Raw genomic sequence first — 20,491 nt, 5'->3', positions numbered from 1 at the left:
ACTAGAGGAGAGTGATTTATGAATGAAGAACGACTGCCTGCCGCTTACACCGCCAATATTAGAGAGATGCTGGGGGATTCGGCAGACGCTTTTCTGAAGAGCTATCTTGCTGCGCGGACCCAAGGTCTGCGGTTCAATACTTTAAAAAGCAGTGTACCTTCCGGCCGCACTGCAGCGGAGCAGGCAATCTCACAATTCGGTCTGTCACAGGTAACATGGTGTCCGTCAGGCTTTTATTACGAAGACCCCGCTCGCCCGGGGAGACATCCGTATCATACCGCCGGACTATATTATATTCAGGAGCCCTCCGCAATGTCCGCAGCCGAGCTGCTGAAGCCGCTTCCCGGAGAGATCGTTCTCGACCTCGCGGCTGCTCCCGGCGGCAAAACCACCCATATCGCCGCACTGATGCAAGGGGAAGGGCTGCTCATCTCCAATGAAATTCACCCGGAGCGGGCCAAAATCCTGGCCGAAAACGTCGAGCGGCTCGGCATAAGCAACACACTGGTTACTTCCGCAGCTCCTGGTGATCTCTCCAAAAGATTCCCTGAGGTGTTCGACCGCATTATGCTGGACGCGCCTTGCTCCGGTGAAGGAATGTTCCGCAAAGATCCCGCGGCGATAGATGAATGGTCCCCGAAGCATGTGGAGATCTGTGTAGCCAGACAGTGGGATATTCTGCAGGATGCGTATCTGATGCTGAAGCCTGGCGGCCATATGGTCTATTCGACCTGTACCTTCAACCGCCAGGAGAATGAGGAGACGATGGAGCGCTTCGTGCAGACCTATCCCGATATGGAGCTGATCGTTACGAAGCGGCTGTGGCCGCATCTGGAGCGGGGCGAAGGGCATTTCGTGGCCCTGCTGCACAAGGCGGCTTCAGCAGACCCGGCGGATTCCGCTCCGCGCAAGAGCCGGGGCAAGCGCGGTGAACGCGGCAGTGACGGTCCGAAGACAAGTGCTACGCTTAGGGAGGCCTATCAACAGTTCATGAGCTGGGCGGCGGCAGAGCTGCCCGGATTCGCCGATCGCGGCGTCCCGCTTCTCTTCGGCGAATCCCTGTATCTGCTGCCTGAGGCATTCAATGGGCGGCTGCACACCGGGATACTGGACGGGCTCAAGGTGCCGCGTGCCGGACTGCATATTGCCCATCTTAAGAAAAACCGGATCGAGCCCGCCCACGCCCTGGCCATGACACTCCGGCCGGATCAGGCGGCGCGCAGCTATGATATGACTGCGGACGGCACGGAGATTCAGGCCTGGCTGCGCGGCGAGAGTCTGCCGGTTCCGCCAAGCCTGCATGGCTGGACGCTGGTAACCGTAGACGGCTTGCCTGTAGGCTGGGGCAAAGCCAGCTCCGGCCAGCTCAAGAATCATTTGCCCAAGGGTCTGCGGATTCTAAAAGCCCATCTTGACGAGGTTTAGGCAGTTGACCAGTTCATGAAGCCTCCCTACGCATATGATGTCATTATCCCATGGCAGTCCGCCGGACTTAAGGCGGCAAGTGGGAACAGACATGAATCAAGGGAGGAATCAGACATGGGTGCAGGTGTAGGCTTCACTTCGACCGGTGCGATCTTGGTACTCTTCATATTGCTCGTAATCATTTCCCGTTCGTTGTTCGTCTAATTCCGCTATAAGCAGCACAGCACACGGACCTCAAGCAGCCCGCCCCCTTTAAGGGGGCAGGCTGCTTTTTCGATTCTCCTGATCGCGTGTGATACATATTATAAAGCCGTTTTTAATAGAACCTTAAAGCCTCATGGCACCGAATTATGCTTTATGTTTTCGCCATATAGCTCCGCTTTGTTCCCGCTATTCTCTAATTCATACCTCTTCATTCCTGTAAATTCGACAATTATTGGTATTAAATACCTATATTCGTAAAATTTAAACAATGCTAAAATATGGAATATCCACTTAGACCATACCTGTTATAATGGAGGTGATTATTTATATTAGAAGTATCGGAGGGATTACTCTGAAATCGTCTAAAAACAAGATTATGATTGTGTGCTCTGCGGTTGTAGTTGTCATGATTATCATAATAGTGCAACATTTCCTTACTCAAGAGAAACTCTCCGACTATACCGTTGTAAATGATGGTGTTGTGGTAACTAAGCAATTTAGTATCAGATCCAAAACTGCACAACAAAACACATCAGCAGTAGGATCGATTTTTGTGTGGGGCGAAAAAGCAATGGCCAAGCGCATACGAATTGTTGCTTCGTTTGAAATTGATCCCAAAGATTTCGGCGGAATGACTATCTACATTCCGAAGAAATGGTATATCGCCAACATTCTAAGCAATTTCCCTGAGAATCAAAAAACATTACTACAGCCATTTGCTTCCGAAACTGATATGAACCTAGGTAAGGAGTGGAGAAATAAGGTTGAAGTCGGTGTAACAAATCTACAAAACCCTGCAGGCGGTGGAAGTGGAATGATAATTATCGATCTAGTATCCGATAGCAAAACAATTTTACCTTCGGAAAATTTCAACATTATGGTTTCCGTTGGCTCCGATACCAAAGGCGGCGTAAGGTCGATAGGCGTCAATTCAATTAAAATCCCAATCTCTGTGAAAGCTGAGAGCAAGGATTAATGAGGAGAGATGTTAGATTATGATTAAATTCAGAAAGTCAGCACTCAAATCTATTCGTATAGCACTCATTTTATCTCTAACTCTAGTACCCACAGGAATGGCTTACGCATATGATACGCCCGTAAGTCATGTAGACGCTAGTAATTCAATTAATTGGCCTTACACTACTGGAGCTAACAAAATTGCTGCTTCTTCGTCAATTGGATTCATGGGGGCAACATGGCTTGGTACAATTAATAGATGGCATTTCGATTTCAGATTCGCGGGCACAGGGGCTAGCAGAGCGACCACAAGCCCTCCCATACCTATAAATAATAGGATCCAAATAGCAAGAATGGAGATAAAAAACACTCAAAACCCAAGTAATATGGCACTTAATTCATATACAGACCCAGCATTTATCGGTTCTGCTCCCGAATCTTCAGGATCTAACCTACCAGGATACTATAATGCAGCCTATGCAGTATTAAATTTTTCTACATTCCTCCTTACTCCCATGAGCGGTTTTCTTTATAACACTGGTAGTCTCATTGCTTCATTGCGCAATGTTTCTGACAGTAATACAACTAGTGCTTCAGCATTAACTCGTCAGTGGAACTGGTCAACCGACATTGCTGATACTGGCCAATTTTTTTGGTTTAGTGCTGATGTCCCTGCAAATACAACCTCGCAACTTTCTGCTGAATATATGCTATTAGGCACTGGATACGAGGTGTTATCCGCGGGGAAACGTTATTATAACCTGACTGCTGGTACAGCAAGAAGTAGTAATAGTTTAGCTAAGTCTGCTGCGATACAAGACAAAAACTGGAACCCAGGAATGATGACTCCCGAAGAAAAAGCTGAATGTGGGATCATAGAAATACCAAGAGATGAAATAGACCAACAAGCAAGTAAACTGAATATCGCCCCATCTGTGGTCACGAGTTTAAAGGCTTCTGATGATCAAGTATTTTATTATGCAACAAAATTTCCAGTCACTGAATCTATCCGTCCTACGAATGAGGAGCTGACCCCTAAAGAAAAATCAATACAGGATATTAATGACCAACTGGATAGAAGCGAAACCATTATTGATGCCTTCCAACGATACGATACTAAGAATACAGAGCAAGAACTAATTATCAAAGACCATGAATCTCAAGAAATAATTCTTCAGGGACTTCTTCAACGTGCAAATCAGACCGATGAGAACGACCTCAGAAGCTTAAGCGAAATTCAATTATCATTGTCGGACTTGAAGTAGAGTAGCTTCTTAAAAGCTTAAAGCGGCAAAAAAAGGGCGATTCTCCGTTATTGGAGGATCGCCCTTTTGCATTTTTGGTCGCTCGCTACTTAGCAAGAAATTAGATATGCTGAGTGTACAAGCCATCAGGAAGACAAACAATATTTCACCAGCGCATCGCGCACACCGTTCGCATTATTGGTGCCGGTGATCACATCTGCGGCTGCTTTGACCTCTACCGGAGAGTTATCCATCGCCACGCCCAGACCGGCATACGTCAGCATAGAGATATCATTATAATAGTTGCCGATCGACAGCACCTGCTCTTGCGGAATGCCAAGCTCGGCTGCCAGGTGCTTCAGGGCATTGCCTTTGGAGGATTCCGGGTGCATGAGATCAACGAAGAACTCTCCGCTGCGCAGAATATTGTATTGCTCTCCCCAAGTAGCCCACTCCCGCTGCGCTTCATCCAGAATATCGGACTGTGTGAACACAGTGAATTTGACAATCGGTTCGCGGAACTCCTCCCAGGCTGGAAGGGATGCAGGCATAATCCGGAAATGCTCATACATAAAGTGGGCTTCCTTCGTCAGGTTCTCCACATTATCCACATACATCTCAAATGCCGTATTCACATCAAAATGGATATCACGCTCGCGGCAATAGGCGATATACGGGTCCAGCCCTCTGGCGTCCAGCCCGTACTGGTGCAGTACCTTACGGTCCTTGACACTCACTGTAGCCGCTCCGTTATGGCCCAGCACATACCCCGACAAGCCCATCTCCTCCATAAAAGGAATCGAATTCTGCGGACTGCGCCCTGTGCAGAGTACAATCTGCCCGCCCTGACGCGTGACCTCAGCAACCGCCGCTTTGTTCTCTTCGCTGAGCTGATGATCATCATTCAGCAGTGTTCCGTCTACATCCAGTGCAATCAGTTTGTATTTCATACCCCATCATCCTATCTCTGTATAGTATACCGCTAGGCATTTTCCTGCTTCACCATTCATTGGCAGCTCATTGAGATCAAGCTGCTCCCGGCGTACCTAACTAAGCTTCCGTTTAACGGACTCCAAAGACGCTAATTCGGCACAAAAGGTTATTTTAAGCATCTAACGGACCCGAGTGTACTTATCTCCTCACCAGTGGTTGAAATTACGCCAAATGCCCGCCAATAAAGGCTATGGAGTCCGTTAACAGGTTAAAATCAGCCTTTTTGCCGAAATAAGCGCAGTTGAGTCCGTTACCGGCAGTTAGGCTATCAGGCTGTCAGAGGTGTATCATCTAACGCTTCAGCAGCTCCAGCTCACGGGCCGTGAGCTCCCGGCAGGCTCCCTCGGGCAGAGTCTCGTCCAGCTTCAATTCGCCCATCGACACCCGCTTCAGGAACACTACCTTCTTCCCGACAGCTACGAACATCCGCTTCACCTGATGGAATTTGCCTTCTGTAATGGTGAGTGAGATATACGACAGCACGCGGCTGCCCCGTTCTCTGCTCAGAATGCTAAGCTGCGCGGGCAGGGTCACATAACCATCCTCAAGCGTAACACCCTCGGCAAAAGCAGCCACATCCGCAGCATCGACCTCCCCCTCGACGGTGGCCTCGTAGGTTTTGGGGACATGCTTGCGCGGGGACAGCAGCTCATGTGCCAGCTTGCCGTCATTCGTGAGCAGCAGAAGACCCACGGTATCCTTATCCAGCCGCCCGACCGGGAAAGGCTCGAACAGCGCATGCTCCTGCTTCAGCAGGTCCAGAACCGTGCGGTCCCGTTTATCCTCGGTGGCGGATAACACGCCCGGGGGTTTATTCATCATCAGATAGATGAATTCCCGGTAGAGGACCGGCTCCCCGCCAACCTCTATGCGGTCCTGCTGCGGGTCTACATGGAACCCGCTGTCTTTGACGACAGCTCCATTTACTGTGATCAGGCCCTGCTTGGCCTGCTTGCGGATATCGCTGCGCGAGCCGATCCCCATGTGGGACAGCACCTTGTCAATCCGTTGCTTCTTATTTGCATTTTCTCCTGTAGCCATACTCTAAGTCCACCTCCAGCCTGCGGGATATTCGTTCTTCAGCAGCCCGTCCTGCCATTTGCCCCAGCCTGCGCTGAAGCCGTCAATGCAGACGAGGGTATAGCCTTTGTAAGCATGTCCCTCCTTAACGGACAGGCGCCCTGCGGGGATCGACAGGGTCTCCCCCTTCAGGTAGGACACCGCTTCCCCGCTGGCGCTGGATAGCGATACCGAGCGGCTGCATTCCTCAGGACGCAGTGCTGTAGCGAGCGGATGACCGGGAACAAATCTGCCGCTCTTGATCTGCCCCACATACCAGCCCGGCCGAACCGTCTTCAGACCGTCCAGCGCTTCACGCGGCAACGGGGAGATATATAGATGATCGCCGAACCATATGGCATGTCCGGGCGGCTGTGTCCCCAGCAGCTCTTGAATAAAGTCCGCATAGACCGCGAACGCTAGCGCTTCCCCGCCAGTTCGCTGTGACTGCGGACCTGGACCCGTTCCGGCTCTACCAGAGCCGGAGCCGTGTCCAGATCCGCGTCCTCCCTTGCCGCCCCGGCCGTGATCTGCCCTGCCGGGAACTGCCTTACTGTGAAAGTCTGTTTTCGCAGCCGTGCTCCGGGGCGCGGCAGACAGACTTCTCTCTCTTTTATCATTTCGTGCTTTTACATTCTCTAAAGTGTCTGTCACCGTAGCTCCATTCTCTGCTGCCCCGGCCTCAAATGCCTCTCTCGCAGGTCCGCCACTTCCGTCATGGCGCAATACAGCCATGAAATGTCCTTCCCCCTTAACCTTATGCGGCCACAGCCGCGCCGCACACGGCAGTGGGCCGAGTCCGGCAGCGAACGGGCCGGTTCCGCCTACGGGAACCAGCGAGAACTGCGGATGCCCGGACAGGAATCCGGCAATCATCTCCTCATTCTCCTCCAGAGCGAACGTGCAGGTGGAGTACACCATAGTACCGCCTGGCTTCAGCGCTGAAGCTGCGGCCTGCAGAATCTCCCGCTGCATCTCCGCATATTTGTCCGGGGTTCCCGGCTCCCACTGTCTGACCATATCCTCGTCCTTGCGGAACATGCCTTCACCCGAACACGGCGCGTCGATCAGAATCCGGTCGAAGAAGCGGGGAAAGGCCGCCGCAATCCGCTCCGGGCGCTCATTCAGGACAATACCGTTACGCACGCCGTACAGCTCCAGATTCTTGGCCAGTGCTTTTGTCCGCTCGGGATGCAGGTCGTTGGTCACCAGCAGACCTTCACCCTGCAGCTTGGCGGCGATCTGTGTAGACTTGCCGCCCGGTGCTGCGCACAGATCGAGCACACGGTCCCCCGGCTGAATGTCCAGCAGTTCAACCGGGGCCATGGCACTCGGCTCCTGAATATAGTACAGCCCGGCATGATAATAGGGATGTTTGCCGGGTCTGGCTCCCTCTCCGGTATAGAAGCCCGAAGGGCACCAGGGAATCGGCTCCAGGGTGAAGGGGGAACGCCCCCGCAGCCCGTCCACCGTTATTTTCAGTGTATTGACACGGATTCCCCCGTAAGGTGACTGCTGATAGGTATCTGTAAATTGCTCATATTCCGGTCCCAGCAGCTCTTTCATACGCCGCGCGAAAGCTCCGGGCAGTTGTGCTGTCATGATGCCTTCCTCCCGCTCAAATAATCAGGAACACCCCTGCGGGTGCTCCTGTTGTAGCCTTACTATGGTCAAGCGCCATCCGGCCTGTTCCTCGGTCTGTCCGGCTGCTGCGGCCCGCGCCGCTGGGGCACCACAGGCTGAATGGACTCTGCCGCCAGCCTGACCTCTTCCTTCAGCACGGGGTCTACGATGCGGATGGTGAGATCATAATAATCAAAGGGCTGATCTTCGTAAGCTTCCAGACGGGCAACATACGCTCCCGCTTCCCGGACCAGCTTCTCCAGATCAATACCAAGCGTCACCGCCGGATATCTGCCCAGTACTTCATGAGACTGCTTCAGCAGAATCAATCCCCCGCGCACATTGGCATTACGGAAATGGTACAGTCCGACTGCCACCTGCAGCAGAGCTTTGTATAACGGATCACGCTGCTTTTCCAGCCATAATTCCTCAAGCACCTCATGACATTCGAAATAATCCCTGTCCCGGTTGAAGTAGATGAGGTAGGCCAGATACAACGGCTCATAAGCCATCCGGCTCGCTGCCCTTCTTGGCATTCGAGAGCAGCTCGCGCACATGGTCCAGCAGTTCCTTCATCGCATCCATATCCTGAGCCTGCCAGATCGCATTGAACCGTTCCTGGCTCTCAATCGCTTCATTCACAAGATGATAGAAATACAGCTGATGAATAGCCTTCAGCAGTTGGGTCGTCATGTTCGAGTTCTCCTCGAAAGTCTTCTGGGCCTCCAGAATCTCTTCCCGGATACTCGACATCTCGCTGTCCAGAATGGAAGCCGCTTCTGCTGCCGTCTTCAGGCGCACCCGCATTTCATCGGGCAGGCTCTCCCGGTATTTATAATTCAGCGAATGCTCAATGGTTGCCCAGAAGTTCATCGCCAGTGTACGGATTTGGATTTCAGCCAGCACAATCTTTTGGCCAAGCGCAGTCTGTACCGGATACCGGATGATCATATGGAAGCTGCGGTAGCCGCTTTCCTTATAGTTGGTAATGTAGTCCTTCTCATATAACACTTCAAGATCCTTGCGGGCACGGATGTATTCCGCCACTCTGCGGATATCCTCGACGAACTGGCACATAATGCGAATGCCGGCGATATCCTCGATGCCCGTTTCCAGATCCTCCATTTTTACATTTAACCGTTTGGCCTTCTCAAGTATGCTAGACAGCCGCTTCACACGGCCGGTAACGAATTCAATCGGCGTATATTCTTCCCTTTTCTTGAGTTCAGAGCGCATCGTCTTGAATTTAACCTTCAATTCCTCCACCGTTTGTTCATAAGGAAGCAGAAAAGTTCCCCAGTCCCTGACGTCCATCGCCTTGTCCTCCTGTCCATTCATCCTTCAGTGATGATCAGCGCCTACCGCATCAAGGAGCCTCTCGAAGCCGTCCCGCCGCAGCAGCTGCCGTAGTCCGGCATGCACTCTGCGGTTAACCTCCGGCCCTTCATAGATGAGTGCTGTATAAATTTCGACCAGACTGGCGCCTGCCCGTATCTTATCGTAAGCATCCTGGGCTGTAAAAATCCCTCCCGAACCGATAATCGGCAGCTTGCCGCCCGTCTGGCTATAGATTCTGCGGATAATCTCTGTAGAACGTTCGCGCAGCGGCTGGCCGCTCAGCCCGCCCGTCTCACCGGCTTTGTCGCTTTGCAGCCCTTCACGGGAGAGGGTCGTATTGGTGGCAATGATACCGTCCATTCCGGCTTCCGCGATGGTATGTACCATATATTCCAGCTCAGCGTCACTGACATCGGGAGCAATCTTGACCAGCAGCCCCTTCGCGGCGCCCGTCTTCGCCCGCTGCAGCTCCATCTCTTCCTTAACCTCGCTAAGCAGGTTCGAGAGCTCGCTGCCATGCTGAAGACTCCGGAGATCCGGGGTATTCGGCGAGCTGATATTGACCACAAAAAAATCACCGTACGGATACAGCGTACGGATACACTTGCGGTAATCCTCATGTGCCAATTCATTCGGGGTGGCCTTGTTGCGTCCGATATTGACCGCCACCGGAATTCTGCGCTTCTTCAGCCTCTTGAGGCGTTCAGCCATGGCCTCCGCGCCTTCATTATTGAAGCCCATCCGGTTAATGAGCGCCTTGTCGGGCAGCAGCCGGAACAGCCGGGGACTGTCATTGCCGGGCTGGCCTACCGGAGTTACCGTGCCTACCTCCATAAATCCGAAGCCGATCGAAGAGAATCCTCCTACCGCTTCTGCATTCTTATCCAGTCCTGCCGCTAAGCCCACTGGGGTCGGGAAATGTACCCCGAACAGATCCACCGCAAGGTCAGCTGTCTCAGGAACCCCGTACATGAGGCGCATAGCCGCGCTCCCGCCGGGAACCAGATCTGCTTTATTCAGTCCGCCGATGACGAGATGATGTGCCGTCTCCGGGTCCATTTTAAAGAAAATTGGTTTACCAAAATGTCGATACAGCACCGTTCTCGCTCCTTTAAGGGAACCACAATTGACATAACGACTCCCGTATCTATAGGTTTCTTCTTAATTTTATCCGTTTCCGGGGGAAAAGAAAAGTTTTTTGCCGCAGCGATTGTCTCCGCCCTGCCGTACTTCCTTAACGCCGCCGCCAATCCTCACAGATTCCCCGTAATTTCAATCCCGTCCGCAGTCCGCAGGTGATTCCTTGCCCAGCTTATGAACTGGTTCAGGAAATCCTGCAGTTCAGCGTCTGTAACCGGCTGCTGCTCCAGTTCAGTCAAGATAGACTCCCACTGGCTCTTCGGAATCGGGTTCTCCCAGCACGGGTCCAGCAATGTCATCTCTTCCCCGGTGAACGGATCGGATAGAGGGAAGACCCTGCTGACTGCAGGCTTAAGATACTCGAAATCCCCTTCATAAATAAACAGCATCTCTCCCGGTGCATTCCCGCCCGCGTCCATGTTCAAATCATACCGGGAAAAGGTAAACCCTATATTCCTCCGCGGACCTGCATAGCGGTAGAGCAGTACCGGAATTTCGCTTTTGGACCTGCTCGCCATGGCAGCATCACTCCTGCTCCTGTGTTCTTCATGCTCCAGCATAAAACCTTCCTTATGATACTCCAGCCGGTAATCCTCTGTATAGACCAAGACTTCGGCCAGCCAGTCCCTACCGTAAGAGATTGCAGCTAGACTTGTCTTTTCATCCAGACTAGAATAGAGGAGCGGGTACAAGTTCCATGCACCGCCGCCAATCCTCACATGTAAGGGTTATCACAGATCAAGAGAGAAAGAAGGGTGACCAAATGTCAACGAAACGCAAGCCTCCCACACTCCAGCAGAAAAAAGAAGAAGTGAACCGCAAAGCCATTCTGTGGATCAGCGCCAGTCTGGTACTGCTGATTGCGCTTATCGCCGTTTTATTTGTCTTTGTCGGGAATTAGTTCAGCCAATGGTACACTTTATGGGGGTTGGTCTGATTACGGGGCGAATCCGAAGGGAAACGTTCCTCCGGTACGACAAGCTCCTCAGGCAGAACCCCTTGACTGATTTGAACCTTCGTGCCCATCGGCACCATGGCGAACAGTTCCTCCACATCCTTCCGGCTCATCCGGATACACCCCAGCGACTCATCCTTGCCGATGCTATCCGGCTCATTCGTCCCGTGAATCGCATAATTACTGTCCGAGAGCTGCATGCCGCGGCTGCCGAACTCCCCGTTATCGCGCCCGTTCGGGTTCACAACCTTATCCTTAATGAAGAACTCCCCTTCAGGGGTCTTATCTCCGCCGAGTCCTACGGCATAATTCCGTAGAATCACATTGCCGCTGGTGACCGCCAGACGGTGGTTTTGCTTATCTACAATAATAGCAAGCGGTTCTTTGAAAAAAAGCTTCTCCCCCGGCCCCTCCGCCGGACCTCCGCCGCCCGTCTGCTCTTGCCCCGGAATACCTGCATCTTGGCCGCCGGACGGCTGCGGTGATGCTGAGAACAGCGGCGCCTCTCCCCGTGCGGCTCTGCGCAGAGGTGCGAAGGCTTCCTTCATCAGCGGGGTGATGCCGCCCAGCACGTTCGCCGGGAACGGCTTCACTAATTCCTGTACCGCTTCGGGATATGCTCCCTTGCTGCTCTTGTACGCACGCAGCGCACTCCAGAGCACAGCCAGCTCCTCCTGCTGCTTCTGCCAGCCCAGCCCCTGCTGCTTAAGCTCCGCCGAATCCGGCGGCTGGCATGCGCACGCTGCCGGAATATAGGACTGATAGACTATACGCCCTTCTCCGCTCTTAGCAAGAGTAGCCTCCAGCGGCAGCCCTTTCTTCCACAGCAGCCATTTGCCCGAGCGCTTCATACCGAGCAGTGCGGTGGCGGAAGGCGTCTTCGCCGACTTCAGGATGGCTGCCAGGCCCCCGCCCCCCGCAGCAGCATCCGCCGCTACCGCCGTGAAATCCAGACTTGCCGGTTCTTGCGGACTTCCCTGCGTCTCTGCGGCTGTCTCCGGCAGCACGGCTGAGACCGCTTCGACCGGGGCAGCTGCACCCTTACTGTCCGGCAGAATTCCCGGTGCGACGGCAGCCGGAATAAGCATGAGCAGCAGCAGCATTAGAGCCAGCAGCACCCGGCGCTTCCTGAGCCTCGCGGTCTGCCGTTCCCGGGCCGATTCCAGCAGCCCTTCCTCGTACTGCTGCAGCATTTCCGCGGGCACCTTGCTGCGTTCAAATGCCTCATACACTTCCCCGGCCTGATTATAGCAGTAATTCGCTTTTCCATACTGCCCGTTCTTATAGTATTCCTTACCAAGCAAGTACCATGCCATCTTATTATCCGGATGCATCTGTACATAGGCTTTTAGATGCTGAGCATTCTTCATGTTGGCCTCCACTATTGGTGGTATGGTTATGTATTCGTATGTACCTTCTATTGTATATCGGCAGGGAATGCAAAAAAAGACACCTCAAGCCGCATTTATCGCGGTCCTGAGATGTCTTTTATGGAGACGGCAGAAGCTTAGCCCTCTTTGTTGAAAGGTGCATCTGCAATCTTAATGGAATCTGTAGGGCATCCGTCAGCTGAATCCTGCAGGTCATCGAACAAGTCGTCCGGAATCACAACATTACCGTGGTTGCCGTCGTTCTCATAGATCACTTCTGCCAAACCTTCGTCATCATAATCAAAAATATCAGGGGCCGTCGCGCCACAAGCACCACAAGCGATGCATGTGTCCTTCTCGACCCAAGTGTACTTAGCCATTTTTTTCTCTGCCTCCCGCTTAACTATACAGCCTGCAGTCGCAGCCTGTTATTTTTCTCATATTAATATAAATAGGATACAATTTCAATGAATTTTCAATGTGTTGACATTATTGCCTCATTCTCTGCGGTGCTCCAGGCGGCTGATGACGGGCCTTAATTCAGTCTATATCCTTGTCTGCGCCGCCCAGATTGTCCTTCTGCAGCGAGGTGCCCCGCTCCTTATGGTTACGCAGCCGCGCCGAGTGGCTGTCGCTCAGCATCCCTGCGGTCAGCACCGCATTCTCGCCGAACTTGTTGCGCAGCATGTCCATCGCCTTATTAAGCGACTCCTTCTTCGGCTGCCGCTCGTAGTCGAACAGGTCCAGCTGAATAGCCGACTCCTCTTTGGGCATCAGCCCTTGGAGCGTTACCCCCAGCAGCCGCACAGGCTTGTCGCCCTTCCAGTGGCGCGCGAACTGGTCGCATGCCACCTTATAAATGTCCTCGGCGCTCTCGGTGGGAGCCTCAAGCTGGCGGGAGCGGGTGATCGTCTTCATATCCGGCGTGCGGATCGTCAGCTGTACCCCCGCTGCAACCAGCCCCTGCTTCCTCAGCCTCCGCGCAACCTGATCGCTCAGGTTCAGCAGAATCGGGCGCGCCTCAGCCAGCCCCACCACATCATGCGGCAGCGTGGTTGTATGGCCGATGGATTTGCTCTGCTCCCGCTCAGGATTCACGATCCCGTGATCAATCCCGTTCCCCGCCCGCTTCAGCCAGGCGCCCATGACACCGAAATGGCCGACCAGCATCGCCTCGTCTGCGGCTGCCAGCTGTCCGATGCTGTAGATGCCCAGCTTGCGCAGCTTCTCGGCCGTTTTGCCGCCAATGCCGAACATCTCATTGCAAGGCTTGTCCCACAGCACGGACGGTACATCGCGCAGCCGCAGCACGGAGATGCCGCTGGGCTTCTTCAGATCAGAAGCAATCTTCGCCAGCAGCTTGTTGGGGGCAATCCCGATGGAGCAAGGCAGACCCAGCTCCTCCATAATCCGCCGCTGCAGCGCCTCGGCAATCTCCGGCGGCGTTCCGAATTGGCGGGAGCCGGTGATATCGAGATAGCATTCGTCTATAGAGACGGCTTCGAGCAGCGGAGTATAGCTGTAGGCAATCTGCATGAATGCATTGGAGTACTTGCGGTATAGATGAAAATCCGGCTTAATAAGCATTAAAGACGGACAAATCCGCAGCGCCTTCTGCACCTGCATGCCCGTGGAGATGCCCAGCCTGCGCGCGGCGTAGGAGCAGGTGACGATAATTCCCCTTCTAGCCTCCACGCTGCCCGCCACAGCTGTCGCCTTGCCTTTATATTGCTCCGGATCTTCCGCCTCATGCACAGAGCAGTAGAAGGCATTCATGTCCACATGCAGAATAACCCTGCCGCTTGCCGGATAATATTGATCCACACTCTGCATGGCATCCACCTTCTTATCTTCCGGGTTCCATTGTTATTGTCAGCATACCTCTACCCCGGCGGAAGGTCAACTTGCCAGAGAGGCGCTTGTGACAGCGGGGTGAAAAGTTCTTTGTTACTTTCCCGCGTAAAAATGCTATAATATAAAAATTAATTTCCTATGCGAAGGCTAATAACACTTTAGGAGGACACTCATGTCTAAGTCTATCTCCATCTTCGATACTACCCTGCGCGACGGAACACAAGGCGAGGGGATCAGTCTGTCGGCGGATGACAAGCTGAAGATTGCCAGGAAACTCGACGATCTGGGTGTCCATTATATCGAAGGCGGCAATCCGGGAAGCAACAACAAGGACATCGAATTTTTCAAAAGAGTCCAGGAGCTTCATCTGAATGCCAAGATTACCGCGTTCGGCAGCACCCGGCGCAAAAACACTGTAACCGAGCAGGACGAGGGGCTGCAGCGGATGATTAACGCAGGCGTTCCGGCGGCTACCCTGGTAGGCAAATCGTGGGATTTCCATGTTCATACTGCCCTGCAGACCACCCTGGAAGAGAATCTGGCCATGATCTTCGACTCCATCTCTTATTTGAAGCGCAAGGGGCTTGAGGTCATCTTCGATGCAGAGCATTTCTTCGACGGCTTCAAGAACAACCCTGAGTACGCCGCTGCTGTTCTCACCCGTGCCCGCGAGGCCGGAGCAGACTGGCTGGTGATGTGCGATACGAACGGCGGCACCCTGCCGCAGGAGATTCATGATATTGTGACAAGCATCGGCGTGCTGCTCCCGGAAGCATCGCTCGGTATTCATACACACAACGATTGTGAGCTTGCGGTTGCCAACACCCTGAGCGCAATCGGTGCTGGTGCCCGGCAGGTTCAGGGGACTATTAACGGCTATGGCGAGCGCTGCGGCAATGCCAATCTGTGTTCCATCATTCCCACACTTCAGCTTAAGATGGGCTATCACTGCATCCCTGGCGATTCCCTGCCGCAGTTAACCAATACGGCCCGGTTCATCAGCGAAGTTGCCAATGTGAATATGCCGGTGAATCAGCCTTATGTCGGCACAGCCGCATTCGCCCACAAGGGCGGCATCCACGTATCTGCCATTTTGCGCGATTCACGCACGTACGAGCATATCGCCCCTGAGCTGGTCGGCAATAAGCAGCGTGTGCTGGTCTCTGAGCTTGCCGGACAGAGCAATGTGCTATCCAAGGCGCAGGAGATGGGACTCAGCCTTGATCCAAGCAGCGAGCAGGCACGCAAGGTGATTGACAAGATCAAGAATCTTGAACACCAGGGGTATCAGTTCGAAGGCGCGGATGCTTCGCTTGAATTACTGCTCCGGGAAGCGACCGGCGAGATGAATGAGCTGTTCACCTTCGAGTCGTTCAAGATGCTGGTTGAGAAGACCGCCGGCCGCCCCGTCGTCTCCGAGGCCTTCGTCAAGCTGAAGGTCGGCGGTGAGAGCCTGTACACAGCTGCCGAAGGCAACGGACCGGTCAACGCGCTGGATAATGCGCTGCGTAAGGCGCTGCAGACCTACTTCCCTCAGCTTAAGGATATGCACCTCTCCGACTATAAGGTCCGTGTGCTGGATGAACAGGATCAGACTGCCGCGAAGGTACGTGTGCTGATTGAATCCAAGGATTATAGCGACACCTGGAGCACAGTAGGCGTATCCAGCAACGTGATCGAAGCGAGCTGGGAGGCTCTGGTCGATTCCATGCGATATGCCCTTCTGGGACAGATCTCACTGGAGCAGGGCATCCAGACCAGCAATGAACCGAGAGGTCTGGTGAATCACTGACCTCCTTGGCTTCGCTCTATGCACTCCAAAAAGCCCTCCGCTGCGGAACTTTCTCCGCGCAGGAGGGCTTTTCACTATGCGGCTGATCGCCGGTGCTAAGAGCCAGTCAGCGCAATAATCTTTTTCTCCAATTCCTCTGCGCTCAGGACCCCCAGAATAATCTCGCTGATGACCCCGTTCTTATCAATCAATACATTGGTCGGGAACACCGCCCCGTTATACTTGTCGAAGATCTGGCCCTTTAGATCATACATTACCGGAAAGGTCAGCATATACTTCTTGACGAAGCGTTCCGCATTAGGCTTGTAATCCTGGCTAGTTACGTTAATGCCGTATACATCCAGCACCTTGCTGTATTTCATAGCCAGCTTATTCAGTTCAGGAGCCTCCTGCCGGCAAGGATCGCACCAGGAGGCCCAGAAGTTAAGAATCACCGGCTTCTCCCTTGCCCCATCGACGCCATATTGCTTATCCCCTTCCTGCACTGTAAAAGGAGGCGCTTTGAGTCCGGCAGATGCACCAATCTCCGGTTCCGCCGTCTGCTGCAGGACCGCAACCGCCTTAGGCTCCGATTTCAATTTATGTTCTATGGCAAGAACGGCCAGAAAAACAATCAAGGCCAGAATCGTTACATTCCGTTTATGGACTGCTTTCATAGAGTTCAGATCCTTTACATGGAGGATTTTTCTCTATTGTACCCCCACTTGCTCCAGTTTCAAACGTTATCATAAAAAAAGAGGATTCCGTCAAAGACGAAATCCCATGAAGAGAGAGGGGTAAAGCTGACAGCGGCCAGGGAAGCCCCCGGCTGTTCAGACCGGACTCTTCCGTACAGCAGAGGCTGGGGAAGCTTCTGCTGCCCGGCTGCCGCAGGAGACCTGCGAACAGCTGCTGGCGCTGCCGCAGCGGGTGGCATGTGTATTGGCCTAAGGCCGATACGCAACGTAGCGCCTGACCCGCCGCCTTCCAGATATACCTTAATCAGTCCCCGCTTTGCACTGCAATCCGGCCAGTCTTACCAATAACTCTCATGTCCTGCTTAGATAGGCGTATAAGTCGCCTAACGTATCTACCTGATTCTTTTGTAAGATCTGGCGGATGTAAGCTACCCACAGCTTCGCCGTCATCTTGGCATCCTCCAGCGCATGATGGCGGCCCTCGATGGGAATCTCATGAATCGCCAGCAGCTCATCCAGCGTATAATTGCTGCGGTGCGGCTCCAGCCAGCGGGCCAGCATCATCGTATCCAGCACCCGGTGGGTTAACTGGACCTTGGAGGTCTTCCATAGGGCGGCATTCAGGAACGCCTTATCATGGGCACTTCCGTGCGCCACCAGTACCCGCTGCCCGACGAAGGACATGAAGTTATGCAAGCCGTCCATCAGCGGCGGAGCAGAGGAGGTCATCTCTGCTGAGATTCCGGTCAGTCTCGTAATATTGTCCGGAATCGTTGCCCCGCAGTTCACCAGTGTATAGAAGCATTCCTCTGCCTTGATCTCTTCCCCGACCACCCGGATCGCCCCGATGGACATAATCTCATCCCCGCCCTGGTGGGAGAAGCCCGTAGTCTCCAGATCGAATATCACCGTCTCCAGTTCAGACAGCGGAGTATGCAGCACCTCGGGACGCCGTTTCTCACGCATCAGAGAACGGATAAAGGCCATTTGCTGGGCTGTCTGCTGCGCCGATTCTCCGCCTCTCATGGAAGCGATGGCGGAGGGCATTCCGCCTTGCCGCAGATTATTCCAGAATCCTCCGCCCTTGCTCGGCTCCTTCATAGCTGTCTCCTTTCCGCTGACCGGAGCTGCCGCTGCAGCGCCTTATGCAGGCGTCTGATCAGCAGCAGGCTTTCCCGCAGCTCCGCCCGGAGCTGCTTATTCTTCAGATCATTCTCGGCATAATAATCGCTGCTCACGAGCAGGCCGTCCGTCACTGTAAACGGCGTGTTCACCCGCATCCTGAGCGCCGTCAGACAAGCGCGCCTGATCTCTTCCAGATGCTGATACTGCTCCAGCTTAGCCAGCTCATCAAGCCGCTTCAGTGTCGAAGATGCTTCGATTCCGTGCAGCAGCGACAAATGCCTGACAATATTGACAAGCGGAATGTAGAGACCATATTTGACATCGAAGCCGCCAGCATTATCACCGAACCGCTCCGTGAGCACCTGCCCCAGCAGATTCAGCGTTGCTTTATGGCGCACCGTATTGCGCAGTACCGCCATCGTCAATTTGCTGTTATCTGTGAATCCGGCATGCAAGGCTTCCCGCCACTGCGCAGACAGTGCCTCACTTCCCGCTACATGGCGCATATCCGAAGCTATAATCAGGTACCGGACAGGCTCCCATTCGAGCTGCTCCATCCAGTCAGACAGCTGGCGCTTCCAGTCTGCCAGTGACTTCCGCCAGAGCGGCTCAGAGCACATGACCCTGCCCTCGCATTTCTCATAGCCAATCGCCTCAAGCACATCCGACAGCATGCTGCCAAAAGCTTCGAAATACCTTTTCCGCTCACCCTCCAGCGCTTCCTCTACAATTAAGCCGTTATCCTGATCGCTCCACAGCGTAGCCTCCTGCCGGCCCGCACTGCCGAATACAATAAAGGAATAGGCGCAGGGAGGCAGGCCGTAGCCCGCCTCCTTCATCTGCGCCTCACATATGCGTACCGCCGTCCCGGCAAGCTGGTCATGCATCGCATTGACCCGGTGCATCCATACCTGAACGGGAATCACGCCCAGCTGCTCCAGCAGCAATTGTTGACAAGCGGTACGCCTCGCCTTAAGCTCCTCCGGCGAACCGGCTGTTACGATGGACAAGTAACTTTCTTCTTCGTTCCAATCTGCTGCCTCCATCGAAGCCACTCGGTCCGCCTCCCTGCCTGAGTATAAATATTAGTGTTTGAGGGTTTTGGATTCTGATTCACTAATCAGCTTCATTTGCTCAGGATAACCGTACGTACCATGCTCACTGATATCCAGACCCATCAATTCTTCTTCTTCCGTTACACGGATACCCATAACCATCTTCATTACATACAGGATGACGAAGGACATCACAGCTACGAACACGAAGGTTCCGACTACACCCAGTGCCTGCACGCCGAGCTGATGGAAGCCGCCGCCGTAGAACAGACCTGCTTTACCTACAAGTGCGCCTTGTTCAATCAGATCAGGTGCTGCGAAGAGGCCTGTAGACAACGCCCCCCACATACCGGCGATACCATGTACAGAGAAAGCATAGATCGGATCATCCAATCCTGCACGTTCCAGCCACTGCGAGGTCATGAAAGTAAAGGCACCGGCAATGAGACCGATAATGATGGCTGCCCAAGGCTCTACAAAGGCACAGGCACCGGTGATGGCAACCAGAGCTGCCAGTACGCCGTTAAGCATGGCCGGAATATCGGATTTGCCGAAGTACAGCCAGGAAGCTGCCAGTGCTGCCAGACCGCCTGCTGCCGCTGCAATGTTCGTAGTCAGCGCTACGTGTCCGAAGAATCCGCCCATAGGGGACAACGCGCTGCCGGGGTTGAAGCCGAACCAGCCGAACCAGAGAATGATAACACCAAGTACAGTGAAGACCTGGTTATGACCCGGAATAATAACCGGCTTGCCTTCTTTGTTGAATTTGCCAAGACGGGGCTTGAGGAGAATGGTCGCCACTACAGCCGCTGTTGCACCTGTAAGATGGACTACTGTAGAGCCTGCATAATCCTGCATGCTCAGCTCTGCCAGCCAGCCGCCGCCCCATACCCAGTGAGCTACAACCGGATAAATCACAACCGAGAAGAGAATTCCGAAGATAATATATACGCTAAGCTTAGCACGTTCAGCCATACCGCCGGATACAATCGCCAGGGAGACTGCCGCAAATGCCATTTGGAACAGGAATTTCGTATTTAGTGTAACATCGGAAAAGGCCAGGGATTCAAATGCGGAGGCTGTGGAATCTCCACCGTAGAAGAAGCCTGTAGTTCCGAAGAAGCTGTTGCCGTTACCGAAGCCAAGGCCAAAGCCCAGTGCCCAGAAGCACAAGCTGGCAATCGCCAGTGTCAGTACCGTCTTACCGGCCACGTGGCCGGCATTCTTCATCCGGACCGAACCCGCCTCAAGTAATGCGAATCCTGATTGCATGAAGAATACAAGGATAAATGCCAGGAACGTAAATGCAGTGTCGAGTCCAATCTGCAGATCCGGTGCTGCCGGACCCTCAGCCGCGAAGGCGCTGACCGGATAGATCATTAGTGTAATCATACCCAGGAACATCATCAACATCTTTTTTTTCATAGTGTACCCCACTCCCCAATGTTATATTTTCTAACAAAGCGTGAAACTCTTAATGTCATTATAATCAGAAGTCAGGTAAATTGACAAGACTATTTTTTTGAATGCTTTAATTTAATTTTGGAAGCTGCGCTTTTCTTCACTTAAGGACTATTCCCGAGCACGATTACCGGTAACCCGGCACAATTAGCACGCTTCCTTACGTACCAATCATGCAAACGCATACAGTCAACAGAGCTTTTTCCTAAGTTTCATACT

The 20,491-nt window shown here is 53.4% G+C and carries 20 protein-coding genes; 6 read left to right on the top strand and 14 right to left on the bottom strand.

Translation table 11 applies throughout. From position 1 onward, the window contains the following. The first annotated feature begins 18 nt into the window (after window positions 1-18). The 4 genes from NYE26_RS09805 to NYE26_RS09790 all read left to right on the top strand — a co-directional run bounded on the left by NYE26_RS09805 (window position 19) and on the right by NYE26_RS09790 (window position 3,851). On the top strand, window positions 19-1,425 hold the full coding sequence (locus NYE26_RS09805) for an RsmB/NOP family class I SAM-dependent RNA methyltransferase (protein WP_339255393.1): 1,407 nt from the start codon (window positions 19-21) through the stop codon (window positions 1,423-1,425). 114 nt (window positions 1,426-1,539) lie between these two features. After that, a complete protein-coding gene (locus NYE26_RS09800; RefSeq protein ID WP_143803672.1) occupies window positions 1,540-1,629 on the top strand; it encodes a sporulation protein YjcZ in 90 nt (29 codons plus the stop codon). 310 nt (window positions 1,630-1,939) lie between these two features. Next, window positions 1,940-2,605, top strand: coding sequence for a hypothetical protein (locus NYE26_RS09795; RefSeq protein WP_339255391.1), 666 nt, complete (start codon window positions 1,940-1,942; stop codon window positions 2,603-2,605). Between the two features lie 19 nt (window positions 2,606-2,624). After that, the gene (locus NYE26_RS09790) at window positions 2,625-3,851 is read left to right on the top strand and encodes a hypothetical protein (RefSeq protein ID WP_339255389.1); all 1,227 of its coding nucleotides are present in this window, start codon (window positions 2,625-2,627) and stop codon (window positions 3,849-3,851) included. A 125-nt stretch (window positions 3,852-3,976) separates the two neighbouring features. Here NYE26_RS09790 and NYE26_RS09785 read toward each other — a convergent pair whose 3' ends face one another. From NYE26_RS09785 to NYE26_RS09755, 7 genes are all read right to left on the bottom strand, one after another. Continuing rightward, entirely contained in the window at window positions 3,977-4,780 is an 804-nt protein-coding gene (locus NYE26_RS09785; protein ID WP_339255387.1) for a Cof-type HAD-IIB family hydrolase, read from the bottom strand. A gap of 334 nt (window positions 4,781-5,114) precedes the next feature. After that, the gene (locus NYE26_RS09780; RefSeq protein WP_209874234.1) at window positions 5,115-5,864 is read right to left on the bottom strand and encodes a pseudouridine synthase; all 750 of its coding nucleotides are present in this window, start codon (window positions 5,862-5,864) and stop codon (window positions 5,115-5,117) included. Window positions 5,865-5,867: 3 nt separating this feature from the next. Next, complete coding sequence (locus NYE26_RS09775; RefSeq protein ID WP_339255384.1) at window positions 5,868-7,484, bottom strand: RsmB/NOP family class I SAM-dependent RNA methyltransferase; 1,617 nt, start codon at window positions 7,482-7,484, stop codon at window positions 5,868-5,870. A 68-nt stretch (window positions 7,485-7,552) separates the two neighbouring features. Further along, the gene (locus tag NYE26_RS09770; protein ID WP_339255382.1) at window positions 7,553-8,041 is read right to left on the bottom strand and encodes a DUF309 domain-containing protein; all 489 of its coding nucleotides are present in this window, start codon (window positions 8,039-8,041) and stop codon (window positions 7,553-7,555) included. Beyond that, complete coding sequence (locus NYE26_RS09765) at window positions 8,007-8,819, bottom strand: GTP pyrophosphokinase family protein (RefSeq protein WP_036725183.1); 813 nt, start codon at window positions 8,817-8,819, stop codon at window positions 8,007-8,009. The genes NYE26_RS09770 and NYE26_RS09765 overlap by 35 nt, the downstream gene beginning before the upstream one ends. A gap of 27 nt (window positions 8,820-8,846) precedes the next feature. Beyond that, a complete protein-coding gene (locus NYE26_RS09760) occupies window positions 8,847-9,941 on the bottom strand; it encodes a quinone-dependent dihydroorotate dehydrogenase (protein WP_339255380.1) in 1,095 nt (364 codons plus the stop codon). 155 nt (window positions 9,942-10,096) lie between these two features. Next, window positions 10,097-10,591 carry a hypothetical protein gene (locus NYE26_RS09755; RefSeq protein ID WP_339255378.1) on the bottom strand — a complete coding sequence of 165 codons (495 nt, stop codon included), beginning with the start codon at window positions 10,589-10,591 and terminating at the stop codon, window positions 10,097-10,099. Between the two features lie 155 nt (window positions 10,592-10,746). Here NYE26_RS09755 and NYE26_RS09750 point away from each other — a divergent pair, with 155 nt between their 5' ends. After that, a complete protein-coding gene (locus NYE26_RS09750) occupies window positions 10,747-10,884 on the top strand; it encodes a hypothetical protein (protein WP_200869536.1) in 138 nt (45 codons plus the stop codon). On the opposite strand, the gene NYE26_RS09745 is transcribed toward NYE26_RS09750, so the two are convergent. From NYE26_RS09745 to NYE26_RS09735, 3 genes are all read right to left on the bottom strand, one after another. Continuing rightward, window positions 10,881-12,308: a L,D-transpeptidase family protein gene (locus tag NYE26_RS09745; RefSeq protein ID WP_339255377.1), complete on the bottom strand. Its 1,428-nt coding sequence runs from the start codon at window positions 12,306-12,308 to the stop codon at window positions 10,881-10,883. The two genes, NYE26_RS09750 and NYE26_RS09745, sit on opposite strands and share 4 nt — an antisense overlap. Window positions 12,309-12,445: 137 nt before the next feature. Next, window positions 12,446-12,688 carry a ferredoxin gene (locus NYE26_RS09740; protein ID WP_036702186.1) on the bottom strand — a complete coding sequence of 81 codons (243 nt, stop codon included), beginning with the start codon at window positions 12,686-12,688 and terminating at the stop codon, window positions 12,446-12,448. Between the two features lie 160 nt (window positions 12,689-12,848). Continuing rightward, a complete protein-coding gene (locus NYE26_RS09735; protein ID WP_209874248.1) occupies window positions 12,849-14,141 on the bottom strand; it encodes a DNA polymerase IV in 1,293 nt (430 codons plus the stop codon). 193 nt (window positions 14,142-14,334) lie between these two features. Between NYE26_RS09735 and cimA the strand changes: the two genes are divergently transcribed. Next, window positions 14,335-15,954, top strand: a complete 1,620-nt coding sequence (gene cimA, locus NYE26_RS09730; RefSeq protein ID WP_209874252.1) for a citramalate synthase — start codon at window positions 14,335-14,337, stop codon at window positions 15,952-15,954. A gap of 95 nt (window positions 15,955-16,049) precedes the next feature. Here cimA and NYE26_RS09725 read toward each other — a convergent pair whose 3' ends face one another. From NYE26_RS09725 to NYE26_RS09710, 4 genes are all read right to left on the bottom strand, one after another. Continuing rightward, window positions 16,050-16,610, bottom strand: coding sequence for a TlpA disulfide reductase family protein (locus NYE26_RS09725; protein WP_339255374.1), 561 nt, complete (start codon window positions 16,608-16,610; stop codon window positions 16,050-16,052). A gap of 372 nt (window positions 16,611-16,982) precedes the next feature. Then, complete coding sequence (locus NYE26_RS09720) at window positions 16,983-17,732, bottom strand: exonuclease domain-containing protein (protein WP_209874255.1); 750 nt, start codon at window positions 17,730-17,732, stop codon at window positions 16,983-16,985. After that, the gene (locus NYE26_RS09715; protein WP_339257424.1) at window positions 17,729-18,802 is read right to left on the bottom strand and encodes a DUF294 nucleotidyltransferase-like domain-containing protein; all 1,074 of its coding nucleotides are present in this window, start codon (window positions 18,800-18,802) and stop codon (window positions 17,729-17,731) included. Before NYE26_RS09715 ends, NYE26_RS09720 begins: the two co-directional genes overlap by 4 nt. A 39-nt stretch (window positions 18,803-18,841) precedes the next feature. Further along, a complete protein-coding gene (locus NYE26_RS09710; protein WP_036725199.1) occupies window positions 18,842-20,236 on the bottom strand; it encodes an ammonium transporter in 1,395 nt (464 codons plus the stop codon). Between the last annotated feature and the right edge of the window lie 255 nt (window positions 20,237-20,491).

The organism is Paenibacillus sp. FSL P2-0136 (genome assembly GCF_037975325.1).
GTDB classification, from domain to species: domain Bacteria; phylum Bacillota; class Bacilli; order Paenibacillales; family Paenibacillaceae; genus Paenibacillus_AQ; species Paenibacillus_AQ silagei.
This window is presented reverse-complemented; position numbering and strand designations above follow the sequence as displayed.

What these genes read in the sequence shown, in the direction of transcription:
- NYE26_RS09805 (WP_339255393.1), top strand. Translation starts at nt 19, where the DNA reads ATGAATGAAGAACGACTGCCTGCCGCTTACACCGCCAATATTAGAGAG.
- NYE26_RS09800 (WP_143803672.1), top strand. Translation starts at nt 1,540, where the DNA reads ATGGGTGCAGGTGTAGGCTTCACTTCGACCGGTGCGATCTTGGTACTC.
- NYE26_RS09795 (WP_339255391.1), top strand. Translation starts at nt 1,940, where the DNA reads ATGGAGGTGATTATTTATATTAGAAGTATCGGAGGGATTACTCTGAAA.
- NYE26_RS09790 (WP_339255389.1), top strand. Translation starts at nt 2,625, where the DNA reads ATGATTAAATTCAGAAAGTCAGCACTCAAATCTATTCGTATAGCACTC.
- NYE26_RS09785 (WP_339255387.1), bottom strand. Translation starts at nt 4,780, where the DNA reads ATGAAATACAAACTGATTGCACTGGATGTAGACGGAACACTGCTGAAT.
- NYE26_RS09780 (WP_209874234.1), bottom strand. Translation starts at nt 5,864, where the DNA reads ATGGCTACAGGAGAAAATGCAAATAAGAAGCAACGGATTGACAAGGTG.
- NYE26_RS09775 (WP_339255384.1), bottom strand. Translation starts at nt 7,484, where the DNA reads ATGACAGCACAACTGCCCGGAGCTTTCGCGCGGCGTATGAAAGAGCTG.
- NYE26_RS09770 (WP_339255382.1), bottom strand. Translation starts at nt 8,041, where the DNA reads ATGCCAAGAAGGGCAGCGAGCCGGATGGCTTATGAGCCGTTGTATCTG.
- NYE26_RS09765 (WP_036725183.1), bottom strand. Translation starts at nt 8,819, where the DNA reads ATGGACGTCAGGGACTGGGGAACTTTTCTGCTTCCTTATGAACAAACG.
- NYE26_RS09750 (WP_200869536.1), top strand. Translation starts at nt 10,747, where the DNA reads ATGTCAACGAAACGCAAGCCTCCCACACTCCAGCAGAAAAAAGAAGAA.
- NYE26_RS09745 (WP_339255377.1), bottom strand. Translation starts at nt 12,308, where the DNA reads ATGAAGAATGCTCAGCATCTAAAAGCCTATGTACAGATGCATCCGGAT.
- NYE26_RS09740 (WP_036702186.1), bottom strand. Translation starts at nt 12,688, where the DNA reads ATGGCTAAGTACACTTGGGTCGAGAAGGACACATGCATCGCTTGTGGT.
- NYE26_RS09735 (WP_209874248.1), bottom strand. Translation starts at nt 14,141, where the DNA reads ATGCAGAGTGTGGATCAATATTATCCGGCAAGCGGCAGGGTTATTCTG.
- cimA (WP_209874252.1), top strand. Translation starts at nt 14,335, where the DNA reads ATGTCTAAGTCTATCTCCATCTTCGATACTACCCTGCGCGACGGAACA.
- NYE26_RS09725 (WP_339255374.1), bottom strand. Translation starts at nt 16,610, where the DNA reads ATGAAAGCAGTCCATAAACGGAATGTAACGATTCTGGCCTTGATTGTT.
- NYE26_RS09720 (WP_209874255.1), bottom strand. Translation starts at nt 17,732, where the DNA reads ATGAAGGAGCCGAGCAAGGGCGGAGGATTCTGGAATAATCTGCGGCAA.
- NYE26_RS09715 (WP_339257424.1), bottom strand. Translation starts at nt 18,802, where the DNA reads ATGGAGGCAGCAGATTGGAACGAAGAAGAAAGTTACTTGTCCATCGTA.
- NYE26_RS09710 (WP_036725199.1), bottom strand. Translation starts at nt 20,236, where the DNA reads ATGAAAAAAAAGATGTTGATGATGTTCCTGGGTATGATTACACTAATG.